Origin of the sequence: Pseudomonas sp. LFS074 (assembly GCF_047978165.1) — a bacterium.
GTDB classification, from domain to species: Bacteria; Pseudomonadota; Gammaproteobacteria; order Pseudomonadales; family Pseudomonadaceae; genus Aquipseudomonas; species Aquipseudomonas putida_P.
Window position 1 is genome coordinate 189,417 of record NZ_JBFPFV010000002.1, and the last position, 19,978, is coordinate 209,394.

A 19,978-nucleotide genomic window follows, 5' to 3' on the forward strand; every position below is an offset into this window, starting at 1 on the left:
GTATGTCCTCCTGGCCGTCATGCGTGCTGGTCGGTCATGCCGCCACGGGCATGGCGCGCTTCGCGGCGCAGCGCCAGCTTGCGCACCACAACGTAGAACACCGGCGTCAGCACCAGGCCGAATACCGTCACGCCCAGCATGCCGGCGAACACCGCGATGCCCATGGCGTGGCGCATCTCGGCGCCCGCACCGCTGGCCAGCACCAGCGGCACCACGCCAGCGATGAAGGCGAACGACGTCATCAAGATCGGGCGCAGCCGCAAGCGCGCGGCTTCGAGCACGGCTGCCAGCGGATCGGCCCCTTCGCTTTCCTTCGCGCGGGCGAACTCCACGATCAGGATCGCGTTCTTGGCAGCCAGGCCGACCAGCACCACGAAACCGATCTGCGTGAAGATGTTGTTGTCGCCCCCAGAGAGCCAGACGCCGGCGATCGCCGAGAGCAGCGCCATGGGTGCAATCAGCAGCACAGCGAACGGCAGCGACCAACTGTTGTACTGGGCCGCCAGGAACAGGAAGGCGAGCAGCACCGCCAGCGCGAAGATGTAGATCGCCGTGTTGCCAACCCGTTTTTCCTGGAAAGTCAGGTCCGTCCATTCGTAGGTCATACCGTCCGGCAGCGATTCGCTCACGATCTTCTCAATCGCGGCGGTGGCCTGGCCGGACGAGTAGCCCGGCGCTGGCCCGCCGCTGATGTCGGCCGAGGGAAAGCCGTTGTAATGCATCACCCGGTCGGGGCCGGAACTGCGCTCGATGGTCGCGATCGCGCTCAGCGGGATCATGTCGCCCGCTGCATTGCGCACCTTGAGCATGCCTATGTCCTCAGCCTGCATGCGGAACTGCGCATCGGCCTGGGCCATGACCCGGTAGGTGCGACCGAAGCGGTTGAAGTCGTTGACGTAGAGCGAGCCAAGGTTGACCTGCAGGGTGTCGAACACCTCGGTCAGCGATACGCCCTGCGACTTGGCCTTCACCCGGTCGATGTCCACCTGCAACTGCGGCGCATTGGTCTGGAAGCTGGCGAGCATGTTCGCCAGCTCGGGCGCCTGCATGGCCTTGCCCATGATCTGGCCCTGTGCCTGCGCAAGCGCCTCGGGACCCAGGCCCGCCCGGTCCTCGATCTGCAGCTTGAAGCCGCCCATCGAACCCAGGCCCGGCACCGGCGGCGGCGGGAAGATGCCAACGAAGCCGTCCGGGATCTGGCTGAACTTGCCCATGAGCTTGCCCTGGATGGCGAAGGCCGACAGCGACGGGTCCTTGCGCTCATCGAAGGGCTTGAGCATGGCGAACATCAGCGCGGTGTTCGGCTGGTTCACCGGTCCATTGACCGACAGGCCCGGGAAGGCCACCACGCTCTCGACGCCCGGCTCAGCCAGTGCGATCTTGGTCATCTCCTTGACGACCGCCTCGGTGCGATCCAGCGAGGCGCCGGTCGGAAGCTGGGCGATGCCCACGAGATAGTACTTGTCCTGGGCCGGCACGAAGCCCGCAGGCACCTTGTGGAAGCCCAGCCAGGTCAGGCCCAGGAAGCCGACGTAGAGCAGCAGCACGATGGCGCTGCCGCGCACCGCGCGGCGCACGCCCCCGACGTAGGAATTCGAGGCGCGATCGAAGAAGCGGTTGAAGCGGCGGAAGAAGCCGCCGAACACGCCGTCGATGATGCGCGTGAGACGATCGGGCTTGGCCGCGCCGTGGTGCGGCTTGAGCAGGATGGCGGCCAGCGCTGGCGACAGCGTAAGCGAGTTGATCGCCGACAGGATGGTCGAGAACGCGATGGTCAGCGCGAACTGGCGATAGAACTCGCCCTGCAGCCCCGACAGGAACGCCGAGGGGATGAAGACCGCTGCCAGCACCGAGGTGATGGCCAGGATCGGGCCAGTCACTTCATCCATCGCCTTGCGCGCCGCATCCTTGGGCGATTCGCCCAGCGCCATGTGGCGCTCCACGTTCTCCACCACCACGATGGCGTCATCCACCACGATGCCGATGGAGAGCACGAGGCCAAACAGCGACAGCGTGTTCAGCGAGAAGCCGAACATGTGCATCACCGCGAACGTGCCGACCAGCGAGACCGGCACGGCGATCAGTGGAATGATCGACGCGCGCCAAGATTGCAGGAACAGCACCACCACGATCACCACCAGGAGGATGGCCTCCAGCAGCGTGACGGCGACGGACTGGAGCGAGGCGCGCACGAAGACTGTGGGGTCGTAGGCGATCTTGTACTCGATGCCTTCGGGGAACTTGGCCTGCAGCCGCTCCATCGTCGCGCGCACCGCGCTGGACGTGTCCAGGGCATTGGAGCCGGGCGTCATCAGGATTTGCAGGCCGACCGCGTTCTCGCCGTCGAGCTGGCCGCGCATGGTGTAGTTGTCCGAGCCCAGTTCCAGGCGTGCGACGTCGCGCAGGCGGGTCACCTGGCCGTTGGCGCCGGCCTTGATCACGATGTCGCCGAACTGCTCTTCGGTGGTCAGGCGCCCCAGCGCATTGACGCTGACCTGGAAGGCGGCCGACGCATTCGGCTGCTGGCCGATCGAGCCGGCTGCGACCTGCACGTTCTGCTCGCGGATGGCGGCGACCACATCGCTGGCGGTCATGCCCCGCGATGCGACCTTCTCGGGGTCGAGCCAGACGCGCATTGCGTACTCGCCTTCACCGCCGATGATCACGTTGGCGATGCCCGGCAGGCGCGCCAGTTCGTCGCGCACGTTGAGCATCGCGTAGTTGGACACGTACAGCGGGTCGTAGCGGTCCCCCGGCGAGAGCATATGCACCACCATGAGAATATCGGGCGCGGTCTTGTCGGTGACCACGCCGATGCGCTGGACCTCGGGCGGCAACCGGGGCAGCGCGCGTGAGACGCGGTTCTGCACCTGGATCTGCGCGACGTCGGGGTCGATGTGCTGCTCGAACGAGATGGTCAGCACCATCCGCCCGTCCGTGGACATCTGGGACTGCATGTACATCATGCCTTCCACGCCGTTGACCGCCTGCTCCAGCGGCGATGCCACGGTGTCGGCGATCACCTGCGGGTTGGCGCCGGGATAGCTGGCGGTGACCTGCACCGTCGGCGGCGTGACCTGGGGGTACTCGCTCAGGGGGAGCTGGAAATAGCTGATCGCGCCCGCGATCAGCATCAGCACCGACAGGACGATGGCGAAGATCGGCCGGTTGATGAAGAAGCGGGGGAAATTCATTTGCGGGCCTCCGCCGAGCCGGCCGCGCCGTCAGCCTTGGCGGGGTCCGCGCCACCGGCCTTGGCAGGCGCCGCAGCGGGAGCCGGAGCGTTTGCCGCAGCCTTGGTCGCGCCGGTCGCGCCGGCGGCCGGTGCCGCGGGCGCCTGCATGGGCACCATGCGCGGCGTGACCGCCATGCCGGGGCGCACGAGGCCCTTGATGATGATCTTCTCACCGGCCTGCAGGCCGCCGTTGATGACGCGCAGCCCGTCCACCACCGGCCCCAGTTCGATGGGCCGGTACTGGGCCTGGTTGTTCTCGCCCACGACCAGCACGTAGTTGCGCCCTTGGTCGGTGCCCACGGCCTGATCGTCGATCAGGACGGCCTCGCGCGCCGCGCCGGTGGACAGCTTGGCCCGGGCGAACATGCCGGGTGCCATGCGCCCATCCGGGTTGGGCACAACGGCGCGCGCGGATCGTGCCGGTGCTTCGGTCAATGGTGTTGCCCACGAAGTCGAGCGCGCCCCTGTGCGGGAAACCCTTGTCCGTGGTCAGCCCGACCTGCACGGGCAGCGAAGCCTTGCTACCGGCGCCCGCAGCGGGCCGCGAGCGGCTGACGACGTTGAGATAGGTGGCCTCATCAATGTCGAAGTACACGTGCAACGGGTCGATGGATACGATCGTGGTCAGCAGCGTGGCCGCGCCGGCGCCGCCACCGCTGACCAAGTTGCCCTCGGTCACGAGCACGCGGTCGACGCGCCCGGCGATGGGCGCAGTGACGCGGGCGTAGGACAGGTCCAGCTGAGCCGCAGCAACGGCGGCCTTAGCCGCCTGCACCTGAGCCTGGCGCGCGTTGCGTGCGGAGGCGGCATCGTCATAGGTCTTGCGCGCGACGGCGCCGGTCGCCACCAGGCGCTCGGCGCGGTCAAAGTCGGCCTGGGCCTGGCTGGCCAGCACCTCGGCCTGACGCAGTTGCGCCACGGCCGTGTCGAGCGCAACCTGGAACGGCCTCGGGTCGATCTGGAACAGCAGTTGGCCCTTGCGCACGAGGCTACCTTCGGGAACGCTCACCGCATCGACGGCGCCGCCGACCCGCGAGCGCAGCTCGACGGTCTTGGGCGCGGCCAGGAAGCCGGTGTACTCGGCCGATGGCGCGACCGTGCGGGTAATGACCTCGGCCACGGGCACCTGCGGCGCCATCGGCGCGCCCGCCGGGGGCGCCGCGGCCTTGCCCTCGTCCTTGGCGTCGCGGGCAGCGATCGCTATCCCCCCGACGGCTGCGATGACGCCTGCCACCACAATGATTCTGATTTTTTTACGCATGGAAGTGACCCTTTCTTGGATGCAGGACTCCGGCCCTTCCGAAGCGCTCTGCAGACATTTGTGTGGAGGCTAGGCGTTACAACGACGGCAAGGTCAAGCCCTCTTGTTGCCTCAGCGGGCAGACGGCACGGACAAGGTGGTGGGACGCCCGGCGTCGTCGCCGTGGTTGGCCTCCGGCGCGCCCTTGAAGCGCAGCAGGCGCAGTGCGTTCAGCGTGACCAGGGCCGTGGCGCCGGTGTCGGCCAGCACGGCAACCCACAAGCCGGTGATACCCAACACGGTGGTGACCAGGAACAAGCCCTTGAGGCCAATGGCGAATACGACGTTTTGGTGAATGTTGGCCATCGTCGCCCGCGACAGGGCCACCAGGTGGGCCACGTCCGTGACGCGGCTCTTGAGCAGCGCGGCATCGGCGGTTTCCAGCGCCACGTCCGTGCCGCCGCCCATGGCGATACCCACGTCGGCGGTCGCCAGGGCCGGCGCGTCGTTGATGCCGTCGCCGACCATCGCCACCTTGGCATCACGCTTCATCTCGTTGACCAAGCGCAGCTTGTCCTGCGGCAGCAGCTCGGCCTCCCACTCGATGCCCAGCTTGCCGGCGATCGCCTGCGCGGTGCGGCGGTTGTCGCCGGTCAGCATGACCGAGCGCACGCCCATGGCGTTGAGCTGGGCCACGCCTTCGCGCGCGTCGCGGCGGGGCTCGTCGCGCAGGGCCAGCAGGCCCAGAACGTTCTTGCTGGCTTCGTCGAACAGGACCACCACGGTCTTGCCGCCATCCTCCAGCTTGTCGATTTCCCTGCGGTGCGCGGCTGTCAGCGTGGCCGTCTGTTCCGCATGGGCGGGCGATCCGACAGCGAGCGCACTGCCGTTCACGGTGGCGCGCACCGCCTTGCCGGCAATGGCCGATGCGCCCGTGGCCTGGGGAATCGCCACGTCCAGGCTCTTGGCATGGGCGACAATGGCCTTCGCCAAGGGATGGTTTGAGCCGGACTCGACAGCGGCGGCAAGCGCAAGGACCTGTTGATGCTTGAACAGCCCGAAGGGCAGGACCTCGGTGATGCGCGGCTTGCCCTCGGTCAGCGTGCCAGTCTTGTCGAAGGCAATGGCGCGCACGCGGCCGATGGTTTCCAACGCGTTGCCACCCTTGATCAGCAGGCCCCGTCGCGTGGCCACCGCAAGGCCCGAGGCGATGGCCGCCGGTGTGGAGAGCACCAGCGCACATGGGCAGGCAATCAACAGCAGTGCGAGGCCGCGGTACAGCCAGGTACCCCAGTCGCCACCCATGGCAAGTGGCGGAACCACCACGATCAACGCCGCGATGGCCATGACGGCAGGGGTGTAGTAGCGGCTGAACTTTTCGATGAAGCGAGCCGTGGGCGCCTTGGAGGACTGCGCCTGCTCCACCAGTTGGATGATGCGAGAAATGGTGTTGTCCGATGCCGTCTTCTCGACTTGTACTTCGAGCACGCCATCGACGTTGATGGAGCCGGCGAACACGTCGGCACCGATAGCCTTTTGACGCGGTACGGACTCGCCGGTGATAGGCGACTCGTCCAGGCTGCTTTCACCGCGGAGGATCTTGCCGTCCGCAGGCACCCGGTCACCAGGGCGCACCAGCACGCGGTCGCTCACGCGCAGGGAAGCGGCGGGCACTTCGCGCTGCCCGCCCGCGGCATCGAGCAGTACCGCCGTCTTAGGCACCAGGGAGGCCAGCGCCTTGATGCCGGCGCGCGCGCGGCCGGCGGCCACGCTTTCCAGCAGCTCGCCGATCGCGAACAGGAACACCACGGCAGCAGCTTCCTCGGCCTCGCCTATCACGAGCGCGCCCAGCGAGGCGACGACCATCAGCGTTTCGATAGAGAACGGCGAGCCTGACACAGCCAGCGCGAAGGCTTTGCGAGCGAACGGCAGCACGCCCGCGATCACCGCAGCGGCGAAGATCCATTCAGCGTAGCCAGGAACGAACTGCGCGATCGCGTAGGCCGAGCCCATCAGGCCGCCCAGGCCCAGCACGTGCTTGCCTTTCTTCGTCTGCCACCAGCGCTGATGGCGCGCCGTCGATGCTGCTGCTGGGGCCGCGGGTGCTGAGCCATCATGGCGGCGCACGTCGGAGACGCCGAAGCCCAGGCTCTTGATGGTCTTCTCGATGTGGCCGAGCTGCGTGGGGCCGCCAGACGCGAGCGTCAATTCCAGCGTTTCTGCGGTGAAGTTTATGCGGGCATCGGACACGCCATCCATGCGAGCGAGCGCCGTTTCGATCTTGCCGACGCAACTGGCGCAGTCCATGCCCTCGACGCGCATGGACACGTTGGGGGGCGTGCTGGGTGCTCCACGGGAGGCAGAGGCCGGCGCATGGTCATGCCCGCTGCAGGCCCCGTGATCGTGACCGTGGTCATGGGCATGGGCATGGCCGTGAGCATGGCCATGCCCATGGTCATCACCGCACGCTTTGCCGTGCGAATGATCGTGCCCGTGGTCGTGGGCATGCCCATGGTCATGGTGGCCGCCGCAGCCGGCGTGGTCATGCGCGTGGGCCGCATGGCACGGTGCAGGTGCTGCGGACATTTCGGACGCGGGCAGTGCCTGCACGTCGAAGCCCAGGGACCGGATTTTCTTGGCAATGTCGCGTGCAGTATTTCGGCTACTTGTGCTGCGCGTCAACGTCAGCGTCTCATTTGTAAAATTAACCTGTACATTTGATACGCCATCAATTCGACCAAGCGCTGTTTCAATCTTGCCGACGCAACTGGCGCAATCCATACCTTCGACCCGAAAGCCCAGTTGTTCGTCCTGCGCTCCTGTGCCGTCCAATGTTTCCAAAGACATATCAATCTCCTGGTTCTCTGAGTAATCGCCGTGGCAGGACGCACAAATCAGCGATCGGAATGTTATGCAAACAAATGAACACTTGTTTGTATGTTTATTCAAAAAAAAGAAAGAATCTCTTTCTGGCTGAACCATCCGACCGCTGCTTTATGCAGCTGCCATTAAGTCATTTTTTGTTGCGCAGCATCTGGTAGGTTTCAAATGCGGTGCGGTAGGCATCACTATAGGTATCAGGCGTCTGCTCACCAGCCCAGAATCCAGCCATTCCCGCAACCTGCCAATCTGCCAAATCACTCTTTACTTGAGCACGAGTCAATGCCACCGGAGCCTTGTAAGCCGCAACCAGCTTGAGCTGGAGATAGCTCTCGTAGGCTTGTTGGTAGGCTTGGGTGTGCGAAGCGGTGGTGATTCCGCGCGAGGTGAACGCGTGCATGCCGGAGATTTTCCACAGTTCCAAATCAGCCATCACTTCAGCACGAGTCTTTCCTGCTGAGGGCGCCTGATACATATCACCTTGGGTCAATTGCAAGTAGCGCTGAAAGGCAGCCTGGTATTGAGGGCTGAACGTATCCGGGCCGCTTTCGCCGCGAGACAACGCTTCCAACCCAGATTGCCTCCAAGCAGCCAGATCCTCCTGGACCTGTTGCCGTGTCATATCTGCGGCGAACGGTTGAGCGTTTACTCCAGCAGCAAAAAGTGCGGAAAGCAGAACAGCAAAGCGAATTTTCTTGGACATGGTCAATACTCCTTGACGTTAAAAATAATGGCGTGGTCCTTACGCCTTTCGGATACCCCGTAGACAAATAATAAAACACATGAAGATATGTTCAAGTGTTTATTTTTAGAGTGCTTTTTGCTTGGGGTCTTCTAGGCATTCAGCAAGGCGCGCCGGTGTCTCTCTAGATTAATAGCCAAAAAAAGCCTACCCCTTGAAGGCGTAGGCCGGCGCGCACTCACATGTTCAGTCAATCGTCGTGTCTGTCCTCCGAAATGTGAACCGCCATGTCCTGGAGTACCTGGCTGACGTGCTGGTCGGCAATGCCGTAGAAGATGTGCTTGGCTTGGCGCTCGCCGCGCACGAGGCGCGCGCCGCGCAACAGGCGCAGGTGATGGCTGACCAAGGACTGCGACAGGTCTAGCGAGCCAGCAATGTCGCCCACTGCGACCGATCCGCGCATGCACTGCAACAGGATTTTCAATCGCGATTGGTCGCCCAGCAGGCGGAAGGTCTCTGCCAGAACAGCGACGTCACTTTGCGATAGTGCGAGGACATCAGTGGTCGTGCCGTGGTTAGAGGTCGAACATTGCACAATAGCGGCGCTGGTGGTTTTGCGGGATGTCATGGATTCAAACCCTCAAGTGAACTGCGAACCGTCTAGCACGGCCTCAATGCTTGTGACCGGGAGCGGAGTGGTCATGGTCATGATTGTGCTCACTGTGGTCGTGGCCGCTGTGGTCCTGACGGCCTGTCGTGGGTTGCAGGCTGCAGATGTTCTCGTCAGCCTCCGAGTTCCAGTCGATTCCGACTGTGGCGTGTTCGATGCTGAACTGCTCTCGCAGCACCGCCTCGACGCGCTTGACCACAGCTCGCGCCTCCTCGTCCACGTTGGGTCGAACGTGTAGCGTGGCCATCGTGCGACCGGAAGTGAGTTGCCACACGTGAACATGGCTGACAGCCGCCAGGCCGGGCACAGTGCTCATCAGGCCTTGTTCCACCTTTTCCGGCGAAGCGTCCTCTGGCGCACCCTCCAACAGGATATGGATCGACTTGGCCAGGAGCTTCCAGGCGCTGCGCAGAATCAACGCCGCTACTAGAACCGACAGGATGGGGTCGATCGGAGTCCAGCCGGTGAAGTAGATGACGATCGCTGCAACGATGGCGCCGACAGAGCCGAGCAGGTCACCCATCACGTGGAGGATGGCACCTTTCACATTGACGTGATCGGTTTCGCCGCGGGTCATGATCCACAGCACGAGGACGTTGATCAGTAAGCCGAGCACGGCGACGATCATCATCGGGCCGGCGAGGATGACGGGCGGCGCCTGCAGCCGCTCCCACGCCTCGTAGGCGATCCATGCGACGATCGCGAACAGGGTCACGGCGTTCAGGAAGCCGGCGATGACCTCGAAGCGCAGGTAACCGAATGTGCGTTTGCTGTCGGCTGCGCGGCGACCGAATCGGAAGGCAGCGTAAGCCAGGGCAAGTGCCACGGCGTCGGTCAGCATGTGGCCAGCATCGGCAAGTAGGGCTAGCGAGCCCGACAGCACGCCGCCGACAGCTTCCACGAGCATGAAGCCGAAGATCAGGAAGAAGGAAACCAGAACCTTGCGCTCGTTGGCGCTCGTCACTGTGGGGGTGTGGTCGTGATCATGGTCGTGACCATGGTCATGTGCATTGGATTGGGACATGGGCGCCTCTGCTGGTTGAGTGTTTGACTATGGCGAAATATAACACATGAATATGTGTTCATGTGATATATTTTCGCTCACCCTTCTCAGCCTCCGAAGCCATGCGTTGTGATGCCGCAACGAGAAAATGTGCCTATCCTTTCGGCCAGATACGGTGCAGGTCATCCAGAATCAGCTGGTGATGGTGCCTGCCTTGGTCTGCGTGTGTGCGTAAATGAGGGTGATCCGGCGGCAAGCTGGGGTGGTCATGCGCCACGTCAGAAGGGTCGCTGGCCGGCCACAGCCAGAGCGTCAGCGCCACGCCGGCCAAGCCGACCAGGGACATGACAATGAAGGTCGATGGCAAGCCCATGACCGCGCCGAAGCGGCCGGCAAGTGGGTAGCAGATGAGCCAACAGGCGTGCGACAGCGCGAAGTGTGCCGCGAAGATCGCAGGACGGTCCTCGGCATGGGCCGAGCGGCGCAGAAGACGGCCGGATGGCGTTTGCGCCACGCTGTAGCCAAAGCCGATGATCAACCACAGCGGCAGCAACAATGCATAGCTCGGCAGCAGTGCGCCGATCCCCGTGCCCACGACCAGTACGGTAGCGCCGGTGAGCATCGCGGTTCGGTCGGCCACCTTTTCCAGTAAGGATGGCAGAACGAAGGCTGCCACCATCGAACCGCCTCCGAATGCCGCCAGTGCCGACGCCACTTCGACCTCGCCTAGGCCAAAGCGCGCCTTCACGAGAACCACCGTGTTCACGATCACCATGGCGCCCGCCGCCGAGACGGCCAAGCTGATCGCCAGCAGGCCCCGCAGGCGTGGCGTAGCGAGATAGATGCGTGTGCCGCGGGTCGTGCGATCCCAAATGCCGCGGCGCGGTCCGGGAATAGTTGTGGGCAACCGCACGCTGACCACGAGCGCGGCTGAAACGAGGAAACCGAGCACTGTTCCCGCGAACAGGTTGTGAAAGCTGATGACGGTCAGCAGCGCAGCAGCCAGCATCGGGGAAATCAGGCTTTCCAGGTCATAGGCCAGCCGGGACAGCGACAGCGCCTTCGTGTAGTCCTCTTCATCGGGAAGGATGTCCGGGATAGTGGCTTGGAAAGTCGGCGTGAAGCCGGCGGATGCCGCTTGCAGGACAAAGATCAGCAGATAGATCTGCCAGACCTCGGTGACAAAGGGCAAACAGATCGCGACAACCGCTCGTACCAGGTCCAGCGCTACGAGCAATGACCGTCGCGGGAACTGGTCGGCGAAGGCCTGTGCGACTGGAGCGACTCCCACATAGGCCAGCATCTTGATAGCCAGCGCCGACCCGAGCACCGCACCTGCATCGGCCCCGGCCAGCTCGTAGGCAAGTAGGCCGAGCGCTACCGTCATCAGGCCTGTGCCGACGAGTGCGATCACCTGCGCGGTGAACAGGTGGCGGTAGGTGCGGTTCTTTAGGACGGAGAGCATCGAGAGACCTCAGAGCAGTCTGGTTAGCGCCTTCATTTCGGCTAGAACGGAGTCCTCATCATGAGATAGGCAGTGGTCGATGTGGTCATGGATCAGGACGCGCTTGGCCGCTGTGACGGCGCTCTCCACCGCAGCGAGCTGGCGAGCGATGTCCAGGCAGGTTTCTTCTCCTTCGATCATCCCGATGACGTGTCGCAGATGACCCTCGGCGCGCTTGAGCCGTTTCACGAGATCTGGGTGGCTGGTGTGCTTGTGCATCTCTTTCATGCAGCAATCATATCCCCCCCGGGGGATATGCTCAAGGAGTCTGCATAGCTGTTTGCGCAGTGGATTAGCCCCACCTCGCCTCTCGATGTCTTGCGCCCGACGCCCTCTCTAAGGCGATTGGTGCTCAAAGGATGTAAGGTTTTCTTTCCCATTCATATGAATAGATATACAATTGTTCATATCTAAGCCAGTGAACAGTGGCTTTTCAACGACAAGCACTTGCTCGGAAAGAGAACACCCAGCCGGGGGTAAGTACTGATGCAACACCGATGGAGAATTGAATGCTTCGCAAAGACATACGCAAGGGATGGATATGGGCGGTATCCACGCTTTGGGCCGGCACCGTGCTAGCCCAGCCAGTAGCCGCCCCTCACGTCCCATCCAGACCAGACAGCCACATGGTCGCCCAATTGTGGGAGTCAGCTTGGCAGCGGCAGCCAGAAGCCGCTGGAGAAGGCGCCTGGCAGCAGGCCGCCCAAGCACGCCAAGAGACGGCCGGCAGTTGGGTGGCAGGTCCGATGGCGCTGGAAGCCTCCACCAAAACTGATCGGTTCAACAACCGCAACGGACAGCGCGAATATGAAGTCGGGGTGGCTATTCCCCTTTGGATGCCTGGTGAGCGCGCCTCGTCGGCACGCTGGGCGGACGCGGAAAGCCTCGCGCTATCCAGCCGGATGCTGGCCGCCAAGCTACGCACGGCCGGACAGGTTCGCCAGGCATGGTGGGCATGGCAGCGTGCCCAGGCCGAATTGGTGGCGGCGCAGGATCGCACCCGCAGCGCGGACGAGTTGGCGCAAGATGTGGCTCGCCGAGTTCGCGCGGGCGACCTGGCGCAAGCCGACAGAAACCAGGCCGATGGCGCCTTGGCGTCGGCTCGTAGTGCCCTGGCCATTGCTCAGGCCGAAGAAATCACGCAGCGCGAGGCGTTGTTGGCACTGACCGGCATCGAGAGTATCCCGTCGCAGGCCGATTCCGCGCAGCCGGAGCAGTCAGGTGTCCGAGTTCAACCGGCATCGGCACAGCCGTCCGGCGCGTTGTTGGGTAACCACCCTGCGCTGCTGGAACTGCAGCACAAGGCGCTGGCGGCCCGCCGCTCTGCGGAACTGGTGTCCCATCAGAAGTACGCCAACCCCGAACTGACCCTGGCGACCACGCGGGATCGGGGCGGCTACGGCGAACGCTACAACCAGACGATCACGGTGGGTGTGCGCATTCCCTTCGGTACGGGTAGCCGTCATACCGAGCAATTGTCCAGCGCCAATGCGCAGGCACTGGAGGCTGAGTCGGCACTCGCGGCCCAGCGCACCCGGCTACTCTCGGAAATTCGAACTGCCCAATCGCGCGAACTGGCAACCAGCACCCAGATGCAGGCCGCTTCGGAGCGCCAGCGACTAGCCCAACAAACGCGCACCTTCTACCAAAAGTCGTTCGCGATGGGCGAGACGGACATGCCGACACGCCTTCGCATCGAGCAGGAGGCCACCGAGGCCGAGCGCGCGGCGCTGCTCGCCAAGGTGGAGCATGCCGCGGCCATCTCGTCCCTGTTGCAGGCACAAGGCACGCTGCCGCAGCCGACCGAGACTTTCACTGACATCTCCGGCACGCGCTGATCGGCGCGCGCTCAACCATCCTGGAACCTTAGAAATGTCGCAATCCTCTTTCTGGCGTGCAGCTGCCTTGTCCAGCCTCCTGCTTGGCAGTAGCGCAACGTGGGCCGGCGACGGCCATGACCATGGCGAAGCCGCTCCTGCCCCCGCAGCGGCCGCGCTTCCGCGCTTTGCCGCAGTTTCCGATGACTTCGAACTGGTGGGTGTGCTGAACGGCCAGCGTCTCACACTCTACCTCGACCATGCTGCCGACAACCGGCCGGTGACCGATGGCGAGCTGACCCTCGAGCTGGGTGGTCAACAGGTAAAGGTCAGCTCACACGGGGTTGGAGAGTTCGAGGCCGATCTGACTGAGCCGCTATCCGATGGCGAGACCTCAATCATGGCCACTATTACTGCGCAGGGCCAATCGGACCTGTTGACGGGCGTTCTCGATGTTCATAGCGAAGACGCCGAACACGAGCATGCCGTCGCATCCGGCCGTGTGGTCGTACTAGGTGGCGGTGCCGCAGTCCTCGGCGTCGGTGTCCTAGCGTGGGCGCTGCGCAGACGTACACGCACCAACGGTGCACTGCGAGGTGCAGCATGAAGCGCAACTTCCGTTTCCTAATGACGACGGCCATGGCGGCTGCATTGGCTCTGGCTGCTCCCGCGTTCGCTCACGACGGCCATGACCACGGCGACGAAGCGCCGGCTGCGTCTTCCAATGGCCCCCAGCGCCAGCCTGATGGCAGCGTGTTTCTTCCGAAACCGTCGCAACGTCAGATCGGTGTACGCACCCAGCTGATCAAGCAGGAGCCCTTGGCCCGCAGCCATGAACTGGCTGGCAAAGTAATCATGGACCCGACGACAGGCGGCAAGGTCCAGGCAATGGTAATGGGCCGGCTGGTGCCCGGGCCGGATGGTCTGCCGCAGATCGGCCAATCCGTGCGCAAGGGCCAGGTGCTGGCTTACATCGAACCGGCCAGCGGTGTGCTGGAGCGCTCAGGCCAGATGGCCCAGGTTGCCGAGCTGCGTGCGGGCCAAGCGCTCGCGCAGAAGCGCTTGGCCCGGCTGCGCGAGCTGTCGGAGACCGTGCCCCGCAAGGAGATCGAAGCAGCCGAAAGCGAAGTGAACAGCCTGACCGAACGCGCCCGCGCCTTGAGCGGGGGCCTCGCCGGCAGGGACGTACTGAAGGCCCCAGTCAGCGGCGTCATCGCATCCAGCCCCGCAGTTGCCGGGCAGGTCGTGGATGCGCGCGAACTGGTGTTTGAGGTGGTCGATCCGACCCAACTGCGCATCGAGGCGCTTGCCTACGATCCGGCAATGGCACAGAACCTGGCCGGTGCTGCACTCGCAGTAGGCGGTCAGAAGGTGCCGCTGAGCTTCGTCGGTGCCGCCAGCAGCCTGCGCGAGCAGGCCCTGCCCATGCTGTTCAAGGGCACCAGCGAAAGCCTCTCGCGCTTGGCGGTCGGTATGCCGGTGGTGGTCTTCGTGCAAGAGGCGACGACGGTACCTGGCTACCGCGTGCCTTCCGGTGCGCTGATGAAGAACCCTGCCAACCAGAACATCGTCTGGGTCAAAGACCAGGCCGAGCGCTTCGAGCCGCGTGTCGTGAACATCACTCCTTTGGATGGTGCATCCATCGCTGTCACTTCGGGCCTGGCGGACGGCGACCGCGTGGTTGTCGAGGGCGCGTCCCTGATCAATCAAGTTCGTTGAGGGGCACCATTCCATGTTCAAGTGGCTTCTCGAAAATAGCTTACGAAACCGGCTCCTGGTCATCATCGGGGCGCTGGTGCTGATGGCGTATGGCGCGTTCACCCTGACGCGCACGCCGGTAGATGTCTTTCCCGATCTCAACAAGCCGACCGTCACTCTCATGACGGAGGCTGGCGGCATGGCTGCCGAAGAAGTCGAGCAACTCATCACGTTCCCGCTCGAAACGGCCATGAACGGCCTGCCCAGCGTCGAAAGCGTGCGCTCGGTCTCCAGCGCCGGGCTTTCCTTCATCTACGTGACATTTGACTGGAAGACCGACATCTTCCGGGCGCGCCAGATGGTCTCCGAACGCCTGACGTCCATGGAGGAAGGGCTAGCCCCGGGCGTGACGCCCACTATGGGGCCAATCAGCTCAGTGATGGGCGAGATCATGCAGATTGCAATCCCCATCGGTGCCAAGCCCTCAGGGCAGAAGAACGCAGCCCCGCCGCTGTCGGCCATGGACACTCGCGAGTACGCGGACTGGGTGCTACGCCCCCGGCTGATGGCCATACCTGGTGTTGCCCAAGTCATCCCGATCGGAGGCGAGGTCCGTCAGTTCCAGGTCCAGCCCAACACCACGCGAATGTCAGAGCTGGGCGTGACTGCGTCCGATCTGGATGCGGCTCTCAAGGGCTTCTCCGCGAACACTTCCGGCGGCTTCCTGGAGATCAATGGCCGCGAGTACCTGATCCGCAACCTGGGCCGCACGTCCCGACTCGACGACCTGCGTAACCTGCCTCTCGCGGTGCGTGCGGGCCAACCCATCCTGCTCCACCAGGTCGCCGATGTTCAGTTTGCGCCAGCCATCAAGCGCGGCGATGCGGGCTTCGAGGGCCTGCCAGCCGTGATCCTGGGCATCCAAAAGCAGCCCACGGCCGATACGATTGCACTGACCCGCTCGATCGAGTCAGCGTTGGCGGACATGAAGGGCTCACTGCCGGCTGGCATGGCCGAGCCACAGGTGACCTTCCGACAAGCCAACTTCATCGAGGCGTCCATCAGCACGCTGCAAGGCAAGCTCATCGGCGCATCGGTCTTCGTGGCGGTGATCCTGTTCTTCTTCCTGGGCACTTTGCGCCCCCTGGTGATCGCGTTGACCGCGATTCCTGCCTCGATCTTCGTGACCGGGCTGGTGTTCCACTATTTCGGCCTATCAATCAACACCATGACGCTCGGTGGGCTGGCGATCGCCATCGGCGGTCTCGTGGACGATGCTGTGGTCGATGTGGAGAACATCATGCGGCGGCTCAAGGAGGACCGCACCCGCCACCCTGAGAACCGGCTGACGCCCCTGGTCATCGTTGCCAGGGCCTCGATGGAGGTTCGCTCGGCGATTCTCTACGCCACGATGATCATTGTGCTGGTGTTCCTGCCCCTGTTCGCGCTGCCGGGGATGGAGGGGCGCTTGTTCGTGCCGCTGGGCATCGCCTTCATCGTCTCCACGCTGGCCTCGCTGCTGGTCTCTGTGACGGTCACTCCGGTGCTTTCGTACTACCTGCTGCCCAAGATGAGGACGCTGGACCATGGCGACACTCGGCTTCTAGCCTGGTTGAAGACGCGCTATCAGGGCGGCCTGCAGCGGGTCTTGCAGCGGCCGCGTGCCGCCCTTGGCATGGCCGCTGTGGCTGTCACACTGGCTGTCGCCGCGGTGCCATTCTTCCCGACCACGTTCCTGCCCCCGTTCAATGAAGGAACGTTGCTGGTGGGCCTGCGCCTGAATCCCGGTGTGACGCTGGCCGAATCTTCGGCGCTTGCCCAGCAAGCCGAGCTGCTGGTCGCGCAGGTGCCAGAGGTGCAGCACGTGGGCCGGCGCAGCGGACGGGCCGAGCTGGACGAGCATGCCGAAGGCGTGCATGTCAGCGAGCTGGACGTGGGCCTGCTGCCCGCCTCGGAGCTAAAGCGCTCCATGGAGGAGATCACCGCCGACATCCGTTCGCGTCTGGCTCACTTGCCCGGCTCCATCGGCATTGGCCAGCCGATCTCGCACCGCATCGACCACATGTTGTCGGGGGTGCGCTCGCAGATCGCCATCAAGGTGTTCGGCGAGGACCTGGACGTCCTGCGCGGGCAGGCGGATCTGCTGCGCGCCAAGCTGGCCGGAATTCCGGGGCTTGCTGACCTGGAGATCGAAAAGCAGGTCCTAGCGCCGCAGATCAAAATCCGCGTGGATTATGCGGCGGCGGGACGCTACGGCGTGGCCGCACCGCAAATTCTGTCCACGCTGCAAAGCCTGGTCGAAGGCGAAAAGATCACCGAGGTCATCGAGGGCAACCGCCGCTTCGCGCTGGTGGTTCGCCTGCCCGAGCAGGCGCGGTCGATTGAGGGCTTGAGCCGCATCCTCATCGACACGCCCATGGGTCGGGTCCCGTTGTCGCGCCTTGCCACCATCGAAGACAGCGACGGCCCCAACCAGGTCAGCCGCGACGATGGCCGTCGACGCATAGTTTTGTCGGCCAACGCTCAGGGACGGCCGCTGTCCGAAGTAGTGGCCGACATACGCAGCGTCGTCCAAGAAGTGCGCTTGCCCGAAGGCTACTTCATCACGCTGGGCGGCCAGTTCCAGGCACAAGAGGAAGCCTCGCGACTGGTGGGCCTGCTGTCCATCGTCTCCCTGACGCTCATGTTCGTGGTGTTGTACACGCGCTACAAGTCGGTCGTCCTATCAGCGCTCATCATGGTGAACATTCCATTGGCCCTGGTCGGCGCCGTGTTGGGGCTGTGGCTGTCTGGCCAGCCGTTGTCCGTGGCCGCCCTGGTCGGCTTCATCACGCTCGCGGGTATTTCTGTGCGCAACGGCATCCTGAAGGTGAGCCACTACCTCAACCTCATGCGCATGGAGGGCGAGGACTTCGACCAGAAGATGATCGTGCGTGGCTCGCTCGAACGGCTTTCCCCGGTTCTGATGACCGCGCTGGTCACGGCCTTCGCGCTGGCCCCGCTGCTGTTCGAGGCGTCCCGACCCGGTACTGAGATCCTGCACCCCGTCGCGGTGGTGATCTTCTCGGGGCTGGTCAGCTCCACGCTGCTAGACACCTTCCTTACACCCGCCATGTTCTGGCTGTTCGGCCGCAAGCCTGCCGAACGCCTGCTGGACGACCGCGACGCGGAGGCATTCTGATGCAACGCCTTCTGTCACCCGATTTCAACCACCGTAACCCTATAGGAGCTTTCATGTCTGTTCGATTTCGTTCCCTCACGGCCGGCACCGCCCTCGCCCTGGCATCCGTCACCGCCTTCGCCGCAGGCGACCATGACCACGCGCATGACCACAAGCCGCTGCATGGTGGCGTCGTGACCGAAGTCCGGGACGTGGACTACGAGTTGGTCGTTCAGCCCGCAGCAGCGCAACTCTACCTGCGCGACCACGGCAAGCAGGTCAATGTAAGCAACACCAAAGCCAAGCTCACACTGTTGACCGGCTCACAAAAGCAGGAGGTGCAACTCACGCCTGCCGCGGACGGAAGCCGCCTCGAAGGCAGCGGGACCTTCGCCGCAGCCAAGGGCACGAAGGCCGTCGTCCAAGTCGAACGTGGGGGCAATACCGCGAGCGCCCGGTTCGTTCTGCCGTAGTGTTCAACGTGATCGTCAGGGAACGAGCTGTAATCTGGCGACCACCTGACAAAAGGCGCGACATAGGCGCTCACTATTTCCTCAAAAACTTTGGAGATGTAAATCATGGAAATGCATTTCGACGTCATTGTTATCGGTGCCGGCCCAGGCGGATACATCGCGGCCATTCGCGCTGCCCAATTAGGCATGAAGGTCGCTTGTGTAGATGCCTGGAAGAACAAGGACGGAAAGCCAGCACCTGGCGGCACCTGCAACAACATCGGTTGTATCCCTTCGAAAGCGCTACTGCAGTCGTCAGAGAACTTTGAACAAGCCAAGCACCACTTTGGCACGCACGGCATCTCCACGGGTGATCTGCGCATGGATGTGACCACGATGTTGGAACGTAAGAATCAGGTCGTGAAGTCCAGCAACGAAGGCATCCTTTATCTGTTCCGCAAAAACAAGGTCCAGTTTTTCAACGGCCTGGCGTCTTTCACCAGGACTGTCGATGGTGGCTTCGAGGTGAGCGTCGCCGCCGATGAGGCTGTTACCTTGGTGGGCAAGCAGATCATCGTTGCCACAGGCTCCAACGTGCGGCCACTCCCCAACCTACCGTTCGATGAGCGGGTCGTGCTCTCCAACGACGGCGCGCTGGACATCGCGGCCGTGCCCGATCGGTTGGCCGTCATCGGTGCCGGCGTGATCGGCCTGGAGCTGGGCTCCGTTTGGCGCCGCCTGGGGGCGGATGTCACGATCCTCGAAGGCTTGCCCAGCTTCCTGCCAATCGTCGACCAAGCCATCGCCAAGGAGGCGAAGAAGGCGTTCGACAAGCAAGGCCTGAAGATCGAACTAGGTGCGAAGGTTCGCGAAGTCAATGCAACCGAGGCTGGCGTGACTATTCACTACACCGACAGCCAGGGCCAGACGCAGTCCTTGCAGGCAGACAAAGTGATCGTGGCTATCGGCCGTGTGCCCAACACCGAAGGCCTGAATCCGGCCGCCGTGGGACTCCAACTGGATGAGCGCGGCGCCGTGCTGGTGGACGATGAATGCCGCACCAGTGTGCCCGGCATCTGGGCCATCGGTGACGTGGTGCGTGGCCCGATGTTGGCGCACAAGGCGGAAGAGGAAGGTGTCGCAGTGGCCGAGCGCATTGCCGGCCAGCACGGTCACGTCGATTTCAATACGATCCCCAACGTCATCTACACCAGCCCAGAGATTGCCTGGGTAGGCCGCACCGAGCAGCAGCTCAAAGAGCAGGGCACCGCCTATCGAATCGGTTCCTTCCCGTTCATGGCCAATGGCCGCGCGCGTGCGCTGGGCGACACGCCGGGCCTCGTCAAGGTGATCGCCGATCCTGCCACTGATGAGATACTCGGCGTGCATGTGGTCGGCCCGCAGGCCAGTGAACTGGTGGCCGAGGCCGTGATCGCCATGGCGTTCAAGGCCAGCAGCGAAGACATCGCCCGCATCTGCTTTGCCCATCCGACCCTCTCCGAGACGTTCAAAGAGGCCTCGCTGGCCGTGGACAAGCGCGCGCTCAACTTCTGATTGATCGGAAGCGGCATCCAAACCACCTCACCGAACGCAGCTGCGGGCGGTGGGGCGCATATCGCCATGGAACGTAGGCCACG

The 19,978-nt window shown here is 63.6% G+C and carries 13 protein-coding genes and 1 pseudogene; 6 read left to right on the forward strand and 8 right to left on the reverse strand.

Translation table 11 applies throughout. The features are described from left to right. Window positions 1-17: 17 nt before the first annotated feature. The 8 genes and pseudogenes from ACNQP3_RS19030 to ACNQP3_RS19065 all read right to left on the reverse strand — a co-directional run bounded on the left by ACNQP3_RS19030 (window position 18) and on the right by ACNQP3_RS19065 (window position 11,442). Window positions 18-3,194, reverse strand: a complete 3,177-nt coding sequence (locus tag ACNQP3_RS19030) for an efflux RND transporter permease subunit (RefSeq protein ID WP_012614062.1) — start codon at window positions 3,192-3,194, stop codon at window positions 18-20. Further along, window positions 3,191-4,496 (reverse strand): annotated as a pseudogene (locus ACNQP3_RS19035) (efflux RND transporter periplasmic adaptor subunit). The gene ACNQP3_RS19030 and the pseudogene ACNQP3_RS19035 overlap by 4 nt, the downstream one beginning before the upstream one ends. Before the next feature lie 111 nt (window positions 4,497-4,607). After that, a complete protein-coding gene (locus tag ACNQP3_RS19040) occupies window positions 4,608-7,322 on the reverse strand; it encodes a heavy metal translocating P-type ATPase (RefSeq protein WP_012614060.1) in 2,715 nt (904 codons plus the stop codon). 166 nt (window positions 7,323-7,488) lie between these two features. Beyond that, the gene (locus tag ACNQP3_RS19045) at window positions 7,489-8,058 is read right to left on the reverse strand and encodes a DUF4148 domain-containing protein (protein WP_034018378.1); all 570 of its coding nucleotides are present in this window, start codon (window positions 8,056-8,058) and stop codon (window positions 7,489-7,491) included. Window positions 8,059-8,287: 229 nt separating this feature from the next. Beyond that, the gene (locus ACNQP3_RS19050) at window positions 8,288-8,665 is read right to left on the reverse strand and encodes an ArsR/SmtB family transcription factor (RefSeq protein WP_003821152.1); all 378 of its coding nucleotides are present in this window, start codon (window positions 8,663-8,665) and stop codon (window positions 8,288-8,290) included. 43 nt (window positions 8,666-8,708) lie between these two features. Further along, window positions 8,709-9,731, reverse strand: a complete 1,023-nt coding sequence (locus ACNQP3_RS19055) for a cation diffusion facilitator family transporter (protein ID WP_003821153.1) — start codon at window positions 9,729-9,731, stop codon at window positions 8,709-8,711. Between the two features lie 133 nt (window positions 9,732-9,864). After that, entirely contained in the window at window positions 9,865-11,175 is a 1,311-nt protein-coding gene (locus tag ACNQP3_RS19060) for an MFS transporter (protein ID WP_003821155.1), read from the reverse strand. 9 nt (window positions 11,176-11,184) lie between these two features. Beyond that, the gene (locus ACNQP3_RS19065; RefSeq protein WP_003821156.1) at window positions 11,185-11,442 is read right to left on the reverse strand and encodes a metal-sensing transcriptional repressor; all 258 of its coding nucleotides are present in this window, start codon (window positions 11,440-11,442) and stop codon (window positions 11,185-11,187) included. A 398-nt stretch (window positions 11,443-11,840) separates the two neighbouring features. Between ACNQP3_RS19065 and ACNQP3_RS19070 the strand changes: the two genes are divergently transcribed. From ACNQP3_RS19070 to lpdA, 6 genes are all read left to right on the forward strand, one after another. Then, window positions 11,841-13,052, forward strand: a complete 1,212-nt coding sequence (locus ACNQP3_RS19070) for a TolC family protein (RefSeq protein ID WP_223656232.1) — start codon at window positions 11,841-11,843, stop codon at window positions 13,050-13,052. Between the two features lie 34 nt (window positions 13,053-13,086). Beyond that, window positions 13,087-13,638: a hypothetical protein gene (locus ACNQP3_RS19075; RefSeq protein ID WP_015912829.1), complete on the forward strand. Its 552-nt coding sequence runs from the start codon at window positions 13,087-13,089 to the stop codon at window positions 13,636-13,638. After that, window positions 13,635-14,750: an efflux RND transporter periplasmic adaptor subunit gene (locus tag ACNQP3_RS19080; protein ID WP_003821159.1), complete on the forward strand. Its 1,116-nt coding sequence runs from the start codon at window positions 13,635-13,637 to the stop codon at window positions 14,748-14,750. The genes ACNQP3_RS19075 and ACNQP3_RS19080 overlap by 4 nt, the downstream gene beginning before the upstream one ends. Before the next feature lie 13 nt (window positions 14,751-14,763). After that, entirely contained in the window at window positions 14,764-17,910 is a 3,147-nt protein-coding gene (locus tag ACNQP3_RS19085; protein WP_012614056.1) for an efflux RND transporter permease subunit, read from the forward strand. Window positions 17,911-17,963: 53 nt separating this feature from the next. After that, on the forward strand, window positions 17,964-18,362 hold the full coding sequence (locus tag ACNQP3_RS19090; protein WP_015912828.1) for a hypothetical protein: 399 nt from the start codon (window positions 17,964-17,966) through the stop codon (window positions 18,360-18,362). 105 nt (window positions 18,363-18,467) lie between these two features. Then, window positions 18,468-19,895 (forward strand): dihydrolipoyl dehydrogenase, encoded by a 1,428-nt coding sequence (gene lpdA, locus ACNQP3_RS19095; protein WP_015912827.1) that lies wholly within the window; start codon window positions 18,468-18,470, stop codon window positions 19,893-19,895. Window positions 19,896-19,978 lie beyond the last annotated feature (83 nt).